17 protein-coding genes are annotated in these 15,623 nt (G+C 70.2%); 7 read left to right on the forward strand and 10 right to left on the reverse strand.

Translation table 11 applies throughout. The features are described from left to right. Position 1 precedes the first annotated feature (1 nt). Positions 2-466, reverse strand: coding sequence for a carboxymuconolactone decarboxylase family protein (locus C0012_RS02540; RefSeq protein WP_110588343.1), 465 nt, complete (start codon positions 464-466; stop codon positions 2-4). Positions 467-668: 202 nt separating this feature from the next. On the opposite strand from C0012_RS02540, the gene C0012_RS02545 reads away from it, so the two are divergent. From C0012_RS02545 to C0012_RS02575, 7 genes are read left to right on the forward strand one after another with little or no spacing between them, the layout of a single operon-like run. Continuing rightward, entirely contained in the window at positions 669-1,571 is a 903-nt protein-coding gene (locus C0012_RS02545) for an alpha/beta fold hydrolase (RefSeq protein WP_162621792.1), read from the forward strand. Positions 1,572-1,592: 21 nt separating this feature from the next. Next, complete coding sequence (locus tag C0012_RS02550) at positions 1,593-3,113, forward strand: ABC transporter substrate-binding protein (protein WP_110588341.1); 1,521 nt, start codon at positions 1,593-1,595, stop codon at positions 3,111-3,113. Positions 3,114-3,126: 13 nt separating this feature from the next. Further along, entirely contained in the window at positions 3,127-4,077 is a 951-nt protein-coding gene (locus tag C0012_RS02555) for an ABC transporter permease (protein ID WP_110588340.1), read from the forward strand. Further along, positions 4,074-4,952, forward strand: coding sequence for an ABC transporter permease (locus C0012_RS02560; RefSeq protein ID WP_110588339.1), 879 nt, complete (start codon positions 4,074-4,076; stop codon positions 4,950-4,952). Before C0012_RS02555 ends, C0012_RS02560 begins: the two co-directional genes overlap by 4 nt. Continuing rightward, positions 4,949-5,740, forward strand: a complete 792-nt coding sequence (locus C0012_RS02565; protein WP_110588338.1) for an ABC transporter ATP-binding protein — start codon at positions 4,949-4,951, stop codon at positions 5,738-5,740. The genes C0012_RS02560 and C0012_RS02565 overlap by 4 nt, the downstream gene beginning before the upstream one ends. Then, positions 5,733-6,518: an ABC transporter ATP-binding protein gene (locus C0012_RS02570; RefSeq protein WP_110588337.1), complete on the forward strand. Its 786-nt coding sequence runs from the start codon at positions 5,733-5,735 to the stop codon at positions 6,516-6,518. The genes C0012_RS02565 and C0012_RS02570 overlap by 8 nt, the downstream gene beginning before the upstream one ends. Positions 6,519-6,545: 27 nt before the next feature. After that, on the forward strand, positions 6,546-6,974 hold the full coding sequence (locus C0012_RS02575; protein WP_110588336.1) for a nitroreductase family deazaflavin-dependent oxidoreductase: 429 nt from the start codon (positions 6,546-6,548) through the stop codon (positions 6,972-6,974). Between the two features lie 4 nt (positions 6,975-6,978). On the opposite strand, the gene C0012_RS02580 is transcribed toward C0012_RS02575, so the two are convergent. From C0012_RS02580 to phnC, 9 genes are all read right to left on the reverse strand, one after another. Beyond that, entirely contained in the window at positions 6,979-8,148 is a 1,170-nt protein-coding gene (locus tag C0012_RS02580) for an alpha-D-ribose 1-methylphosphonate 5-triphosphate diphosphatase (protein ID WP_110588335.1), read from the reverse strand. A gap of 70 nt (positions 8,149-8,218) precedes the next feature. Continuing rightward, a complete protein-coding gene (gene phnL, locus C0012_RS02585) occupies positions 8,219-8,950 on the reverse strand; it encodes a phosphonate C-P lyase system protein PhnL (RefSeq protein WP_162621791.1) in 732 nt (243 codons plus the stop codon). Between the two features lie 3 nt (positions 8,951-8,953). Further along, positions 8,954-9,733 carry a phosphonate C-P lyase system protein PhnK gene (gene phnK, locus C0012_RS02590; protein WP_110588334.1) on the reverse strand — a complete coding sequence of 260 codons (780 nt, stop codon included), beginning with the start codon at positions 9,731-9,733 and terminating at the stop codon, positions 8,954-8,956. After that, positions 9,730-10,647, reverse strand: coding sequence for an alpha-D-ribose 1-methylphosphonate 5-phosphate C-P-lyase PhnJ (locus tag C0012_RS02595; RefSeq protein ID WP_269777913.1), 918 nt, complete (start codon positions 10,645-10,647; stop codon positions 9,730-9,732). Before C0012_RS02595 ends, phnK begins: the two co-directional genes overlap by 4 nt. Then, entirely contained in the window at positions 10,634-11,698 is a 1,065-nt protein-coding gene (locus C0012_RS02600; RefSeq protein WP_110588333.1) for a carbon-phosphorus lyase complex subunit PhnI, read from the reverse strand. Before C0012_RS02600 ends, C0012_RS02595 begins: the two co-directional genes overlap by 14 nt. Then, complete coding sequence (phnH, locus tag C0012_RS02605; RefSeq protein ID WP_110588332.1) at positions 11,698-12,333, reverse strand: phosphonate C-P lyase system protein PhnH; 636 nt, start codon at positions 12,331-12,333, stop codon at positions 11,698-11,700. Before phnH ends, C0012_RS02600 begins: the two co-directional genes overlap by 1 nt. Continuing rightward, positions 12,330-12,821: a phosphonate C-P lyase system protein PhnG gene (phnG, locus tag C0012_RS02610; protein WP_110588331.1), complete on the reverse strand. Its 492-nt coding sequence runs from the start codon at positions 12,819-12,821 to the stop codon at positions 12,330-12,332. The genes phnH and phnG overlap by 4 nt, the downstream gene beginning before the upstream one ends. A 192-nt stretch (positions 12,822-13,013) precedes the next feature. Then, positions 13,014-14,732, reverse strand: a complete 1,719-nt coding sequence (phnE, locus tag C0012_RS02615; RefSeq protein ID WP_110588799.1) for a phosphonate ABC transporter, permease protein PhnE — start codon at positions 14,730-14,732, stop codon at positions 13,014-13,016. A 12-nt stretch (positions 14,733-14,744) separates the two neighbouring features. Then, the gene (phnC, locus tag C0012_RS02620; RefSeq protein ID WP_408631124.1) at positions 14,745-15,596 is read right to left on the reverse strand and encodes a phosphonate ABC transporter ATP-binding protein; all 852 of its coding nucleotides are present in this window, start codon (positions 15,594-15,596) and stop codon (positions 14,745-14,747) included. Positions 15,597-15,623: the final 27 nt, after the last annotated feature.

Raw genomic sequence — 15,623 nt, forward strand, 5'->3', positions numbered from 1 at the left:
CCTAACCCTTGAGGGGCGGGACCGGATAGCGACCGGCGATCGCCAGGCGGTTGAAGGAGTTGATGGAGATCGCGATCCAGCTGACTCCGACGTACTCCTTCTCCGAGAGAATCCCGCCGACACGGTCGTACACCTCGTCGGAGACCCCGTCGCGATGGATGAACGTGTACGCCTCGGCGAGCTCGAGCGCGGCGCGCTCGCGGTCGCTGAAGACGCCGGAATCACGCCAGACGGGGATCTGCCCGAGCTCGTCCATCGTCACCCCTGTGCGCTGCGCGCGCTCGACATGCACCCTCATGCAGTAGGCGCAGCCGTTCAGCTGCGAGCAGTGCAGCTGCACGAGCTCCCGGAGGCGATCGTCGACGCCATACTCGCTCGCGATGCGGCCGACTTCCTTCGAGAAGGCCTCGAGCGAGCGATAGGCGCTCATCGCCGACCGGGACAGGTGCACACGCGTCTCACTCATGTCTGCACACTATCGATCGCTGCGCGTTTCAGGGAGTGGGATCAGACTGACAACCTAATTACCTCATATTCTGAGCATCTTGCACCACACAAAGACATCTAACTGATCATATATTCGCGCGATTTCTCCCACCCTCGCGAAGCGCACCAGAATGGAGACATCTCGACGACCGCCGAGCGCCCCTCCCACAAGGATCCGAATCGTGACTGCCCCGCACGCCGAGCTCGACGAGTTCGCGTTCCTCGCCGATGAGGCCCGATATCAGGGCGTCGAGGCGCCGAGCGCGCGGCGCGAGCGGCTCACCCTGCCCGATGGCCGCACCCTGTCGGCTGTGCGATACGGCAACGAAGCGCCACGCGTCGTCTTCCTGCACGGCGCGGGACTCAACGCGCACACATGGGACCGCACCGCGATCGCCCTCGGCCTCCCCGCCCTCGCGATCGATCTCCCGGGTCACGGCGACTCGTCCTGGCGCGAGGACGCGGCATACGTTCCCGCGACGCTCGCACCCGACCTCGCCGAAGGCCTCGGAGAGTGGATCAGCGCGCCGATCGCGCTCGTCGGCCACTCGCTCGGCGGATTCGCGGGCATCGAGCTCGCGGCTCAGCGCCCCGATCTCGTGAGCCATCTCACGCTCGTCGACATCGTGCCGGGCGGTGGCCGCGGCGGCGTCGCGAGCCTCGGCCCCTTCTACGAGCGCCTCGAATTCGGATCCGTCGACGACGTGCTCGATCACGCGGCGGCCTTCGGCCTGGGCGGTGCCCGCGAACAGGCACGGCGCGGGGTCCTCCTCAACACGCGGACGCGCGCGGACGGCGTCGTCGAGTGGAAGCACCACATGGCCCGCCTGCTCTCGCCATCGGCGCCTGACGCGCCGCCCGTCGACATCGATCACGACGCCGGATGGGCCGCCCTCGCGGGCCTCACCGTCGACGTCGCACTCGTCGCCGGCTCCCGCGGATTCCTCACGGAGGACGATCTGCGCGCGTTCCGCGACGCGCGCCCCGGGGATCCCGTCACGATCCTCGACGCTCCGCACAATGTGCAGGAGACGGCCCACGACGGCCTCGCGCGCCTCGTGCGCGCGCACGCCCCGATCTCCTGACCTCCCGGAAGGACCCCGTCGATGACACGCCCCTCGTCGTTCCGCCCGTGGGCCGCGGCCGCCGCGAGCGTCGCCGCCGCCCTCGCGCTCACCGCGTGCGCGCCCGACGCCGCCCCCGGTCCCGCAGGCGAGCCGAACCTCGAGGCCACGCTGCGCGTCGGCCTCGTCCTCGAGCCGACGAATCTCGACATCCGGCGCACGACGGGCGCGGCGCTCGAGCAAGCCCTCATCGACAACGTCTACGAGGGACTCGTGACGCGCGGCGAGGGCGAGGAGATCGCCCCGGCCCTCGCGAGTTCCTGGAGCGTCTCTGACGACGGGCTCCTCTACACCTTCACCCTCGAAGAGAACGTGACCTTCCACGACGGATCCGAGTTCTCGGCCGACGATGTCGTCGCCTCTCTCGACGGCACCCGATCCGACGAGGCGATGGCCGGATACGACGATCTGCAGGTCGTCGACACCGTCACAGCGGTCGACGAGCGCACCGTCGAGGTCGCGCTCGCCGAGCCGAACCAGAACCTCCTCTTCACGCTCACGGGTCCGGCCGGTCTCGTGTTCGATGCAGACGACGACACCGATATGCAGACGGCGGCGAACGGCACCGGTCCGTTCACCCTCGCGCGCTGGAACCAGGGCGACAGCATCGAGCTCACCCGCTTCGACGGCTACTGGGGAGACCCCGCACAGCTCGCAGAGGTGGTGCTCACCTACATCCCCGAGGCGACCGCGCTCGTGAACGCCGGGCTCGACGGATCCCTCGACGTGCTCACGGCGGTCGAGGCCGATCTCGCCCCGCAGCTCGAGGACGCATTCGATCTCACGGAGGGCGCGACGACCGACAAGTTCATCCTCGCCTTCAACTCTCGCGCCGAACCCCTCGACGACATCCGCGTGCGCGAGGCACTGCGCCGCGCGATCGACCACGACGCGATCATCGAGGCCGTCGGCGCCGGCCAGGCGCAGTTCGGGCCGATCCCCCGCCTCGATCCCGGATACGAGGATCACTCGGACACCCTCTCGTACGATCCCGAAAGGGCGAGCGAGCTGCTCGACGAGGCCGGGGCGAGCGATCTGTCGCTCGAGCTGACGATCCCGACCGCCTACGCCACGCGCGTCTCGACGCTGCTGGTGTCGATGTTCGACGACGTCGGCGTGACGCTCGAGGTGGAGCCCGTCGAGTTCTCGACCTGGCTGCAGGACGTGTACACGAACCGCGACTATGAGCTCAGCTACGTCAACCACGTCGAGCCGCGCGACTTCGCGACGTGGACCGACCCGGACTACTACTACGCGCTGAACGACGCGGATGCCCTCGCCCAGGTGCAGGACCTGTACGGGGAGGCGATGCGCGAGACCGATGCCGACGCATCCGCCGCGCTGCTCGCCGAGGCCGCCCGCGTCGTCGCGGACCAGCACCCCGTCGACTGGCTGTTCACGCGCAGCGACATCGTCGCGATCGCGCCCGGCATCGAGAGCTTCCCCACCGCCTCCACGAGCACGCGTCTGCCGCTGGCCGACGTGACCGCGACCGCTCCCTGATCCGAAGCCACCCGTGATCCGCTACGCCGTCACGAGGATCCTGCTCCTCGCGCTGGGTCTCGCCGTCGCGAGCGCGCTGATCTTCTCGACGCTCCGGATCCTTCCCGGCGACGTCGCGCAGATGATCGCCGGCACGGAGGGAACGCCCGCCCAGGTGGCTGCGATCCGGCAGGACCTCGGGCTCGACCGCCCCCTCGCGGCGCAGTACTTCGACTGGATCGGATCCGTCGCGACGGGCGACTTCGGGCACTCGCTCGTGACGGGTGCGCCCGTCATCGACGAGATCGCCGCGAAGGCGCAGGTCACGATTCCGCTCGGGGCGATGTCGCTCGCAATCGCCCTCGTCCTCGCCGTGCCGCTCGGCGTGCTCGCCGCCGTCCGCCGCGGTCGCCCCTCGGGCACGGCCCTCAGCGTGGGCGCGCAGCTGCTCGCCGCCGTCCCCGTCGTCTGGGCCGGCCTCATGCTCGTCGTCGTCTTCGCGATCGGGCTCGGACTGCTGCCTGCGCAGGGATTCCCGCGCGCCGGGTGGCAGGATCCGGCGGCGGCCATGCGGGCCCTCCTCCTCCCCGCCGTGACGATCGGCGTCGTCGAGGGCGCGATGCTCATGCGCTTCGTCCGCAGCGCGACGCTGCAGGCGACGGGCGAGGACTTCGTGCGCACGGCGGCCGCCAAGGGTCTCACGCGCACGCGCGCTCTCGTGCGGCACGGGCTCCCCACCGTCGGGCTCTCGGTCGTCACGGTTCTCGGCCTGCAGATCGCAGGGATCCTCGTCGGCGCCGTCGTGATCGAGCAGGTGTTCACCCTCCCCGGCATCGGGCGCATGCTCGTCACCGATGTGGGCGCTCGCGACCTCGTCAAGGTGCAGGGCGAGCTGCTCGTCCTCACGGGCTTCGTGCTCGTCATCGGCTTCCTCGTCGACCTCGCGCACCACGCGATCGATCCACGTCTGCGGGAGCGCACATGAGGTCGCCGGGCTGGCTCGCGCGCCTGTGGCGGATCCCCACCGGGCGGGCCGCCGCGCTCATCGTCGCCGGCGTCGTCGCCGTCGCGGCGGTCGCCCTCGTGTGGACGCCCTTCGACCCGCGGCACGCCGACGCGTACGCGAGCTGGCTGCCGCCCGGCTGGCCGCACCTCCTCGGCACCGACGACGCGGGGCGGGACATCCTCTCGCTGCTCATGGCGGGATCCCGCGTGACGGTCCTCGTCGCGGTCGGCGCAGGGCTCGTCGCGACGCTCGTCGGGATTCTGCTCGCGGCGCTCGGCGCGCTCACGGCACGGCCCATCCGCGAGTCGATCGCCGTTCTCGTCGACATCCTCATCGCCTTCCCCGTCCTGCTGATCGCGATGATGATCTCGGCCGTCTGGGGCGGATCCCTCTGGGTCGTGGTCTGGAGCGTCGGCATCGGATACGGGGTCAACATCGCCCGCGTGGCGCGCGGAGAGCTGCGCCGCGTGAACCGCGCCGACTTCGTGCTCGCCGCCCGCGCGGCGGGGCTCACGCGCGGGCAGATCCTCACGCGCCACCTGCTGCCGAACGTCGCCCCCGTGTTCATCGTGCAGCTGTCCTGGTCGATGGCGGCCGCCGTCCTCGCGGAAGCGGGCCTGTCGTACCTCGGTTTCGGTGCACCCGTGACCGAGCCGAGCTGGGGGCTGCTCCTCAGCCAGCTGCAGGACTACGTCTCGATCCATCCGTGGAGCGTGCTCTGGCCCGGGATCGCGATCACTGCGACCGTGTTCGCGCTCAATCTGCTGGGCGACGCCCTGCGCGAGGCGACGGATCCCGTGCTCTCGCGCCGCGGACGCCGCCCGCAGACGCACACGCCGGAGGTGGTCGCATGAGCCTCGAGGTGGCGGATCTCGCGATCTCGTTCCGCGGCGCGCGCGTCGTCGACGGCGTTTCCTTCGCCGTCGACGACGGCGAGCGGCTGGGACTGATCGGCGAGTCGGGATCCGGGAAATCCCTGACGGCGCTCGCGCTTCTCGGCCTGCTGCCGGACGGCGCCGAGGTGACGGGATCCATCCGCTGGAAGGGGCGCGAACTCGTCGGCCGCGCCGATCGGGAGCTCGCGCGCGTGCGCGGCGACGAGATCGGGATGGTGTTCCAGGAGCCGCGGACGGCGCTCAACCCGATCCGCCCCGTCGGACGACAGATTGCCGAGTCTGCGCGGATCCACCGACGGCTCGGCCGGCGCGACGCGGCGCGCCTGGCGGTCGAGCTCGCCCGCCAGGTGGCGCTGCCGGATCCCGAGGAGATCGTCTCCCGATACCCGCATCAGCTGTCGGGCGGGCAGCGCCAGCGGGTCGCGATCGCGATGGCGCTCGCGTGCGATCCGGATCTGCTCGTCGCCGACGAGCCGACGACGGCCCTCGACGTGACGATCCAGGCCGAGGTGCTCGACCTGCTCGGCCGACTCGCCGATGAGCGCGGCATGTCGCTTGTGTTCATCACGCACGATCTCGCCGTGCTCGCGCAGGTCGCGACGCGCGGCGTCGTGCTCGAGCGGGGACGGGTCGTCGAGCAGGCGCCCGTTCCGCAGCTGCTGTCGAAGCCCTCGCATCCCGTCACGCGTGGCCTTCTGCGCGACGCGACCGCGACACTCTGGCGACCGGAGGGATCCGATGACTGACGACATCCTCCAGGCACGCGGCCTCTCCCGCGCGTTCCGCCTGCCACGACGCGCCCTGTTCGAGCGGCGACGCACCACGACGGCCCTCCACCCGACCGATCTCGAGGTGCGACGAGGATCCGCCGTCGGGATCATCGGCGAGTCCGGGTCCGGCAAGTCCACGCTCGCGCGCCTGCTGCTGGGTCTCGACACCCCGACGACGGGAAGCGTCGAAGTCGCGGGGCGCGACGTCGACGCGAGCGCGCGCGCCCGGCGGCTGCACTGGCTCCGCCGGATGACCGGGATCGTTCTGCAGGATCCCTACGGATCTCTGGATCCGCGCATGAGCGTGGGCCGCATCGTCGGCGAACCGCTCTGGGCGCTGGGCGTCACGGGCGATCGCCGAGCGCGCGTGCGCGAGGTGCTGGTGCAGGTCGGTCTCTCAGCCGAGGCCGCGGATCGGTTCCCGCACGAGTTCTCGGGCGGCCAGCGGCAGCGGATCGCGCTCGCGCGCGCGATCGTGCATCGCCCCGCGCTTCTCGTGGGAGACGAGCCGCTGTCGGCGCTCGACGTCACGGTGCGCGCCCAGATCCTCGAGGTGCTGCGCGGGCTCGTCCGCGACGACGGGATGACGCTGCTCCTCGTGAGCCACGACCTCGGAGTGGTGCAGAACCTCTGCGACGAGGCGCTCGTGATGACCGAGGGGCGCATCGTGGAGCGGGGATCCACGCGCGACGTGCTGCAGCACCCCCATCACGCCTACACCAAGCGCCTGCTCGCCGCCATCCCGACCCTGTGAGGGCGGGGCGCCGGTATCGTCGCTGACATGGCACTCCAGGGCGAATACCTTCCGAGCACCTCCGAATGGGCACGCACCCAGGCCGAGGCATACGAGCAGTCGCAGGGAGCCGAGGCGGCCGAGCTCCGCGGCGCACCGATCATCGTGCTGACGACGGTCGGCGCGAAGACCGGCGGGCTGCGCAAGACGGCGCTCATGCGTGTCGAGCACGAGGGCCGCTATGCCGTCGTCGCGTCGAAGGGCGGAGCGCCTGCGCCGCCCGCCTGGTACTGGAACATCCGGAAGAACCCGCGCGTCGAGCTCCAGGACGGCGAGGTCACCCGCGAATACACGGCCCGCGAGGTCGACGGATCCGAGTACGCGGAGTGGTGGGAGCGCGCCGCCGCCGTGTGGCCCGACTACAACGAGTACCGGAAGAAGACCGACCGGAAGATCGCGGTCTTCGTGCTGGAGTGATCGGCTAAGCGACCCGCTGCCCCTCGCGCCACACACCGCGCACGATCGGCACGGGCGATCCCGGCGGGTGATGGGCAGACGGGGCGCCCTCGTAGGCGTGCACGCGCACGAGATCGGCGCGCCGCCCCGGCTCGATGGCGCCGCGGTCGTCGAGGCCCGCCGCCGCCGCGGGGTGGGCGCTCACGAGCGCCGCGGCCTCGGGAAGCGTGATCGCGCCCTCTCCGAAGAGACGGAACACGGCCTGCATGGGGCTCGCCGGAACGTAGTCGCTCGAGAGGATGTCGAGCACCCCCTCCGCGAGGAGATCCGCTGCGGCGACATTTCCGGAGTGGGAACCGCCGCGCACGATGTTCGGCGCCCCCATGACGACGAGCTGGCCGGCGCGATTCGCCGCGTGGGCGGCCGCGGAGGTCGTCGGGAACTCTGAGATGTGCACGCCAAGCGCCGCCGACTCGTCGACGTGCTCCTGTGTCGCGTCGTCGTGCGCCGCCATCCGGATCCCGCGCGCCGCCGCCCGCTCCGCGAGGGCGCGGCGGTGCACGTCGGAGAACCGCGCGGCCAGCTCGTGCAGCTGCGAGACGTGATCGTCGAACTGCACGCTCGACATGCTGTGCTTGCCGACCATGTACGTGCGGAACGCCTCGACATCGGCGTACTGCCGCTGCCCCGGTGTGTGATCCATGAGCGAGATCATGCGCACCCGCTCGTGCCCGCCGACCTCGTCGAACACCTCGACGACATCGGGGGTCGCGACCTCGCAGCGCAGGTGCACGTAGTGCTCGGCGCGCAGGATCCCGCTGCCCGCCGCGTGCACGAGGGCGTCGATGAGTGTCGGCGTGCGGCTCGAGACGCGGTTCTCTCCGGGGCCGGATCCGATGCGCAGCGCGTCGAGCACCGTCGTCACGCCCGAGGCGGCCATCTGCGCGTCGTGGGCGATGACGGCGGGAATCGGATCCCAGTACCGCTTCGGGCGGGGCTGGAAATGCGACTCGACCTGGTCGGTGTGCAGTTCGACAAGGCCCGGTAGAAGGTAGTCGCCCTGCATGTCCTCACCCACCCGCATCGCGCCTTCCGCGATGTCGGTGACACGCCCGCCCGCGACGCGGACGGATCCGCGGATCACCTCGTCCGGGAGGACGAGGCGGGCATTCGTGAGGATCGTCTCGTGCGTCATCGCGTGGGCTCCTCTCGTGTCGAGAAGAGTGTCGGAAGCGGCTCCACCGACCCGCAGACCGCGTGCGCCGTCATGCCGCCGCCTCCTCTCGCGCGGGGGCGAATCGCCGGACGTCGACGATCTCGTCGCCGACCGATTCGCGCACATCGGCATCGTGGAAGATCGCGAGCACGCCCGTGCCGGCGGCGAGTCGCTCCCGGATCATCTCGATGACAACGGCGCGATTGCGCGCGTCGAGCGAAGCGGTCGGCTCGTCGAGAAGCATGAGCGGACGCTCGCTCGCGAAGCCGCGCGCGATGTTGACGCGCTGCTGCTCGCCTCCCGAGAAGGTCGCCGGCGGCAGGCTCCAGAGCCGCTCGGGGATGTTCAGCCGATCCAACAGCTCCCCCGCGCGCTCACGCGCCGCCGTGCGCGAGACTCCGCGCTCCACGAGAGGTTCCGCGACGACATCGAGGGCCGCGACGCGCGGCACGGCGCGCAGGAACTGGCTGACGTAGCCCATCGTGTCGCGGCGAACGGCCAGCACCTCGCGCGGCGACGCGGTCGAAAGGTCGAGGACCGCCCCGTCGTGCCGCAGCAGCATGCGACCGCTACTCGATCCGTAGCTGCCGAACACCATCTTCATGATCGTGCTCTTGCCCGCACCGGATTCCCCGCCGAGGACGACGCACCTCCCCTGCGGGACGTCGAAGGTGACGTCCCGCAGCACGGGCAGCACCTGGGATCCCTGCATGTGCAGCGTGAAAGTCTTCCCGACGCCGTCGAGAGAGAGCGCGGTACCCGGAGGCATGTGAAGCGTCATGGATCAGCCCTGGAGGATCGAGGAGACGAGAAGCTGCGTGTAGGCGGCCTGCGGATCGTCGAGCACGCGATCGGTGAGACCCTGCTCGATGACTCCGCCGTCCTTCATCACGAGCGTGCGATGCGAGATGAGGCGCGCGACGGCGAGGTCATGCGTGACGATGACGACAGCGAGCCCGAGATCCGCGACGAGCGAGCGGATGAGGTCCAGCAGGCGCGCCTGCACCGAGACATCGAGGCCGCTCGTCGGCTCGTCCATGAACACGAGACGCGGGCCGAAGACGAGGTTGCGGGCGATCTGCACGCGCTGGCGCATGCCGCCCGAGAACGTCGCGGGCGTCTCGTCCATGCGGTCCGCCGGGATCTCGACGCGTTCGAGCCACTCGGCCGCCTGCCGCCGGATGGATCCGTAGTGCCGCGCGCCGTTCGCCATCAGCGGCTCGCCGACGTTGCCGCCGGCCGAGACGTGCATACGCAGGCCGTCGGCGGCGTTCTGGTGCACGAAGCCCCACTCGGTGCGCCACAGCGTGCGCACTTCGCGCTCCGACAGCGCCGAGAGGTCGGCGAGCTCGCCCGTCTGCAGGCGGTAGCGGATGTCGCCCTCGTCGATCCGGAGCCGCTGCGACAGCATGCCGAGAAGCGTCGACTTTCCGGATCCCGATTCGCCGACGACCGCGAGCACTTCGCCGGGCCAGAGATCGAACGACACATCGCGGCAGCCGAACCGCTCGCCGTATGCGTGGCCGGCCCCGGTCACGCTCAGGAGGGGAAGATCGGGGGTCATGCGCTCGCCCTCTCCCGCCGCTCGGCGACGCGTTCGCAATGATCCGTGTCGCTGCAGACAAACATCGCGCCGCCGGAGTCGTCGGTGATGACCTCGTCGAGGTACACACCCTCGGATCCGCAGATCTCGCAGGGCCTGTCGAATCGCTGCGGCTCGAACGGGAAGTCGTCGAACCCGAGGGACTCGACATCCGTGTACGGCGGGACCGCGTAGATCCGCTTCTCGCGCCCGGCGCCGAACAGCTGCAGCGCCGGGCTCTGGTGCATCTTCGGATTGTCGAAGCTCGGCGTCGGCGACGGGGCCATGACATAGCGACCGTTCACCATCACGGGGTAGTCGTACGTCTTGGCGATGTGCCCGTAGCGCGCGATGTCCTCATAGAGCTTCACGTACATGAGGCCGTACTCCTCGAGGGCGTGCAGGCGCCGCGTCTCGGTCTCGCGTGGTTCGAGGAAGCGAAGCGGCTCGGGGATCGGCACCTGATACACGATCGTCTGGCCGTCTGCGAGCGGCGTCTCGGGGATGCGGTGACGGGTCTGGATGATCGTCGCCTGATCGGTGCGCGTCGTCGAAGCCGCGCCCGCGACCCGCTCGAAGAATCGGCGGATCGAGACGGCGTTCGTCGTGTCGTCGGCTCCCTGATCGATGACCTTGAGTCTGTCAGCGGATCCGATGATCGACGCCGTCACCTGCACGCCGCCCGTGCCCCAGCCGCGCGGCATCGGCACCTCGCGCGAGGCAAACGGCACCTGGAACCCGGGGATCGCGACGGCTTTGAGGAGCGCGCGTCGCACGACGCGCTTGGTCTGCTCGTCGAGGTACCCGTCGTTGTAGACGATGCGCGGTGGGCCCATGGATGCCGGGTGCCCGCGCGTCGCGGATGCGACGTGTGGGGAAAGATCAGGGTCGGCCATCGTGATCCTCCCTCAGCCGCCGGATGAGCCCGAGCTCGGCCTGAAAATCGACGTAGTGCGGCAGCTTCAGGTGCTCGACGAACCCCGTCGCCTGCACGTTGTCGCTGTGCGCGATGACGAACTCCTCGTCCTGGGCGGGGCTCACCTCGCGCTCGCCGAACTCGTCCTTCCGCAGTGCGCGATCGACGAGCGACATCGACATCGCCTTGCGTTCGGCGCGTCCGAACACGAGGCCGTAGCCGCGCGTGAACTGCGGGGGACGATCCTCTCCTCCTGCGAACTGGTTCACCATCTGGCACTCGGTGACCTCGATGCGGCCGATCGGCACCTCGTGCCCGATCTCGCCGGGCTCGAAGACGACCTCGACCTCGCCGACGCGCACCTCGCCCACGAAAGGGTGCGTGTTCCCGAATCCGCGCTGGGTCGAGTAGCCGAGCGAGAGGAGGAAGCCCTCATCGCCGCGGGCGAGGGCCTGCAGCCGCTCGGCGCGGGTCATCGGGAAGGTCGTCGGCTCGCGCGTGAGGTCGCCGGGATCCGGATCCGTCCACTGTTCGGGACGATCGGGCTCGATGAGCGCGCTCTCGCCGAGCAGATCGGTCACGCGCGGCATCGGCTCCTCGCCCTCGACATCGGGTTCCGGCACCTCGGGCGTCTCGAGCTCGTCTGCGAGCAGGCGGTGCGTGTAGTCGAAGGTCGCGCCGAGCTGCTGCCCGCCGGGGACGTCCTTGAACGTCGCCGACACGCGACGCTCGCTCGGAAGCCCCTCCGTGTCGAGCGGGCTCGCCACTCCGAAACGCGGGAGCGTCGTCCGGTACGAGCGCAGGAGGGTGATCGCCTCGAGCACGTCGCCCTGCGCCTGCAGGAGCGCCTTTGCGGCGAGATCCGGGTCGTAGAGGGATCCCTCGTTCATGACGCGCGCGACGAGGACCCCCATCTGATCGCGCAGCTGAGCGAAGTCGATGCGGGCGGCGTCTTCGCCTGCGCCGCGCTTCGCGAGGAGCGCGTGGGCGTTCGCGATGGCCTTCTCCCCGCCCTTGACGGCCACGTACATCAGGCACCCTCCTTCTCGGTCAGCACCGTCTTCTCGGTCAGCACCGTCGTGCGGGGAATCCCCCGCACGACGCCCTCCCCCGCGAGGAGGAGGTCGACGCCGCGCGGGAACATCGCGTTGTTCGCGGCCCACGCGTCGAGGAACGCGCGCGTGCACCCCGCGCCGTCCCACTCCGCAGATCCGCGGATCCCGGGCCCCGTCGCGAGAAACGCGCCGACGGGCTTCGCTGCGGTCGCGTCGACGAGGACGGTCGCCGAGAGGTGAGGCTCCTCGTCGGATCCGGTCTTCAGCGCGTCGAGAGCGGGCATGGCCGACGGGCACGAGGCCACGCAGAACAGCGCGTCTCCCGGCGCGTCGACGATGCGGGATCCCGTGTGGAAGCGGATCCACGACGCGACCTCGCCGCTCTTGCGGAGCGCGGCATCGAGCCAGACGGGCGTCTGCTCATCGCACAGCGCGAGCACGACGGCGCCGGCCTCGGGCCCGAGCGGAGCGGGCGGCGTCACGCGCGCGAGGAGGGGCTGCCCGGTCGTCGGGCGGGCGAGAGCCTCGAGCGTCGCGCGGAACACCCGCTGGGCGTCGTGCGCCGGCGAGACGAAACCCGGGTTTCGGATGGCCGTCGTCGCGATGCTCATTCGTCGTCCTCGTCGTCAGCGCCGTCGTTCTCGCGGGCGACCGTGAAGAAGTCCACGACGGTGCTTCGGGCATCGGCGCGGCGGCGCCGGTCCCTCTCCGCCTGCGCGTGCTCGAGCGGCTCGATCACCTCGGCGAGCGCGCGCTCGCGGTCCGCGGATCCGAGGAGCCCGTCGAAGATGGCGGCGAGCGCCGCGTGCTCGGGGTGGCTTCCGAGGACGTAGGCCGTCCCGACCGCGTCGTCTCCGGCGCCGCGCACGGCGACGGTCGCCCGGGTGACGGTCGCCTCGCCGAGGTGGAACCTGTCCCCCGTTCCGCCCGTGCGCGCCTGCAGCATGACGAGGCCGGCCTCCGGCCCGCGCAGGTACTCGATCTCGGGGCGCCCGTCTCCCCACGCGCGCCACAGATCGGCCAGCTCGGCCTGGGTGGCTCCCGCGAGCACGCGCGCCGTGCGCTGGCGATCCGCGGGCGTCCGATCCTTCGTGTCCATGGCCTCGAGCGTCGTCGCCCGATATGGCCCGCCCTCACCGCGATCGTGAACGCCGGGTGAACCGCGCGGGAAACCGCGCGCGAGTTGTCGCGTGCGTGTGCGTCGAGCGCGGGCCGGCAAGTCCACAAGTCTTCGCCAAGTCCGCAGCGAATTGCACCGGACTTGGCGAAGACTTGTGGATGAGTGGGTAGCTCAGATGACGACGCGTCGCACCCACGCGCTGATCGCCTCGAGCGTCAGGACGACGGCGAGGATCATCAGGAGGATGAAGGTGACGACGTCGAACTGCAGCACGCGATTCGCCTGCAGCAGGTAGAAGCCGATGCCGCCGGCGCCGACGATGCCGAGGAGCGTCGCCGCGCGGATGTTGACGTCGAGCTGGTACATGACGTGCGCGACGAACGCGGGCAGCACCTGGCGCAGTGTCGCGGCGCCGTAGATCTGCAGGCGCGTCGCGCCGTTCGCGCGCACGGCGTCCTGCACGCGCACATCGGTCTCTTCGAGCGAGTCGGCGACGAGCTTGCCGAGCAGGCCGATGGATCCGATCCCGAGCGCCAGCGCGCCCGGAACGGGACCGAGGCCCATCATCACGATGAAGATGATGGCGAGGATCAGCTCCGGGAACGCGCGCACGCAGACGATGAGCACCCGGAATGCCATCGCCACGGTCGCGTTCGGTGCGACGTTGCGCGCCGCAAGCGAGCCGATCGGGATCGCGATGACGACGCCGATGAGGGTCGACGCGAGGCCGATCTGCACCGTCACGAGCATCGACTCGAACAGGAGGTCCCCCAGATCGCCGTCGCTCGGCGGGAAGAAGTGCGCGATCGTCGCCGGGAAGTCGGCGATGCCGAGGAAGAAGGCGACGGGGTCGATCTCGGCGCCGACGATCGCCGCGGCGACGATGATGACGACGGCCGAGAGCCCGAGGAATCGACGGATCCGGTCGCCGTCCCACGGAGGGGCGACGCGAATGGATCCGCTCTTCGTGCGCTGCGGCTCGTGCGTCGCGTTCCCCCTCGTGACCCAGCCGTCCGAGAGGCGGTCGAACACGCCGAGGAGGCCGCGTCGCCGACTGTTCGCGCGGCCCAGGAGCGCCGTGCGGATGCTCCCCGAGATGAGCTCGACGGCGATGCACAGGATGAGGACGACGAAGGCGAGCGCCATCCCGCGCTGGTAGTTCATGGTGTTCAGCGCATCGGCGAGGGCCAGTCCGATTCCCCCGACGCCCACGTAGCCGAGCAGCACCGAGGTGCGCAGATTGATGTCGAAGCGGTGCAGCGCCGTCGCGATGATCTGCGGCAGGAGCGGCGGGATGACCCCTGAGAGGATCTGCTGCCACCGCGAGGCCCCCGCGGCGCGCAGCGCCTCGACGGGGCCGCGGTCGAGCTCCTCGATCGCGTCGGCGTAGAGCTTGCCGACCATGCCGATCGAGTGCAGGCCCATGGCGAGGATCCCGGGGACCGCCCCGAGGCCGAACATGCGAAAGAAGATGATCGCAAGAACGAGATCCGGGATCGCGCGCAGCACGACGATGAGCGTGCGGCTCGCTCCCCCGAGCCACCGGTTCGGCGTCGTCGCCGACGCCGCGAAGATCGCGATCGGAAGGCTCAGCACGACCGAGAGGGCCGTCGCGACCGTGACGATCGCGAGGGTCTGGAGCGTGAGCGAGACGAGCTCGCCGATCGACGGGAAGTCGAGCGGGAGCATTCGCGAGACGAAGTCGGCGGCGTTGTCAATGCCTGCGGCGATCGTCGCGAAGGAGATGTCGAGATCGATGAACGACCAGATCGAAGCCGCGAGAAGGCCGAGCATGACGGCCCACACCGCGATCGTCTGGGCTCCGGGCGCGGGGCGCTTCGGAACGGGGAGACCCTCCCCGGCTTTCCTCTCCGCGTCGACGGAGACCATCGTCGTCACGGGTCAGACCCCGACCGTCTCGCCAGTCTCGACCGCTTCCGGGGCCGAGACGGCGTGGTAGATCTCGAAGACGTCTTCGTTGCTGAGGCGATCCGCGGCCCGATCCAGCACGACGCGACCGGCCTGCAGCCCCGTGATGCGGCTGCCGAACTCCATCGCGAGCTCGACCTGATGCAGGCTGCAGATGACCGTGAGCCCGAGATCCGTGGAGATCTCGCGCAGCAGCTCCATGACACCGGCCGACGACACGGGGTCGAGCGACGCGACCGGCTCGTCGGCGAGAAGGACGACCGGCTCCTGGATCAGGGCACGTGCGATCGCGACGCGCTGCTGCTGACCACCCGAGAGCGTGTCGGCGCGTTGGAAGGCCTTGTCGGCGAGGCCGACACGGGCGAGATGCGCCATCGCCTGCTCTTTGACCTTGCGGGGATAGCTGAACAGTCCGAGCCGCGGACCGCGCAGCGCGCCGAGGCGCCCCGTGCACACGTTCTCGATCACCGACATCGATCCGACCAGGTGGAAGTGCTGGAAGATCATGCCGACCCGCGAGCGCAGGATCCGCAGCTCACGCGGACTCGCGCGATGCACGGGCACCCCGAGCGTGTGGATCTCGCCGGAGCTCGGCGACTGCAGGCCGTTGATGTGGCGGAGCAGCGTCGACTTACCGGAACCCGACAGGCCGAGCAGGACGTTGATCTCCCCCGGAGAGAAGTCGACCGTGACGTCGTCGAGCGCCGTCACCTGACCGAACTGCTTCGTGACGCCGGTCATGCGCACGGCGTCCTTCACCTGATCCGGGGTCAGCTCGGGGATCCCTGTCGTCATCGCCTGTCGAATGTCCGCAACGTTCGCCATCTTCTGCTCCTTGGGGTTCTGTTCACG

It is taken from the genome of Microbacterium suaedae (genome assembly GCF_003254645.1).
GTDB lineage: Bacteria > Actinomycetota > Actinomycetes > Actinomycetales > Microbacteriaceae > Microbacterium > Microbacterium suaedae.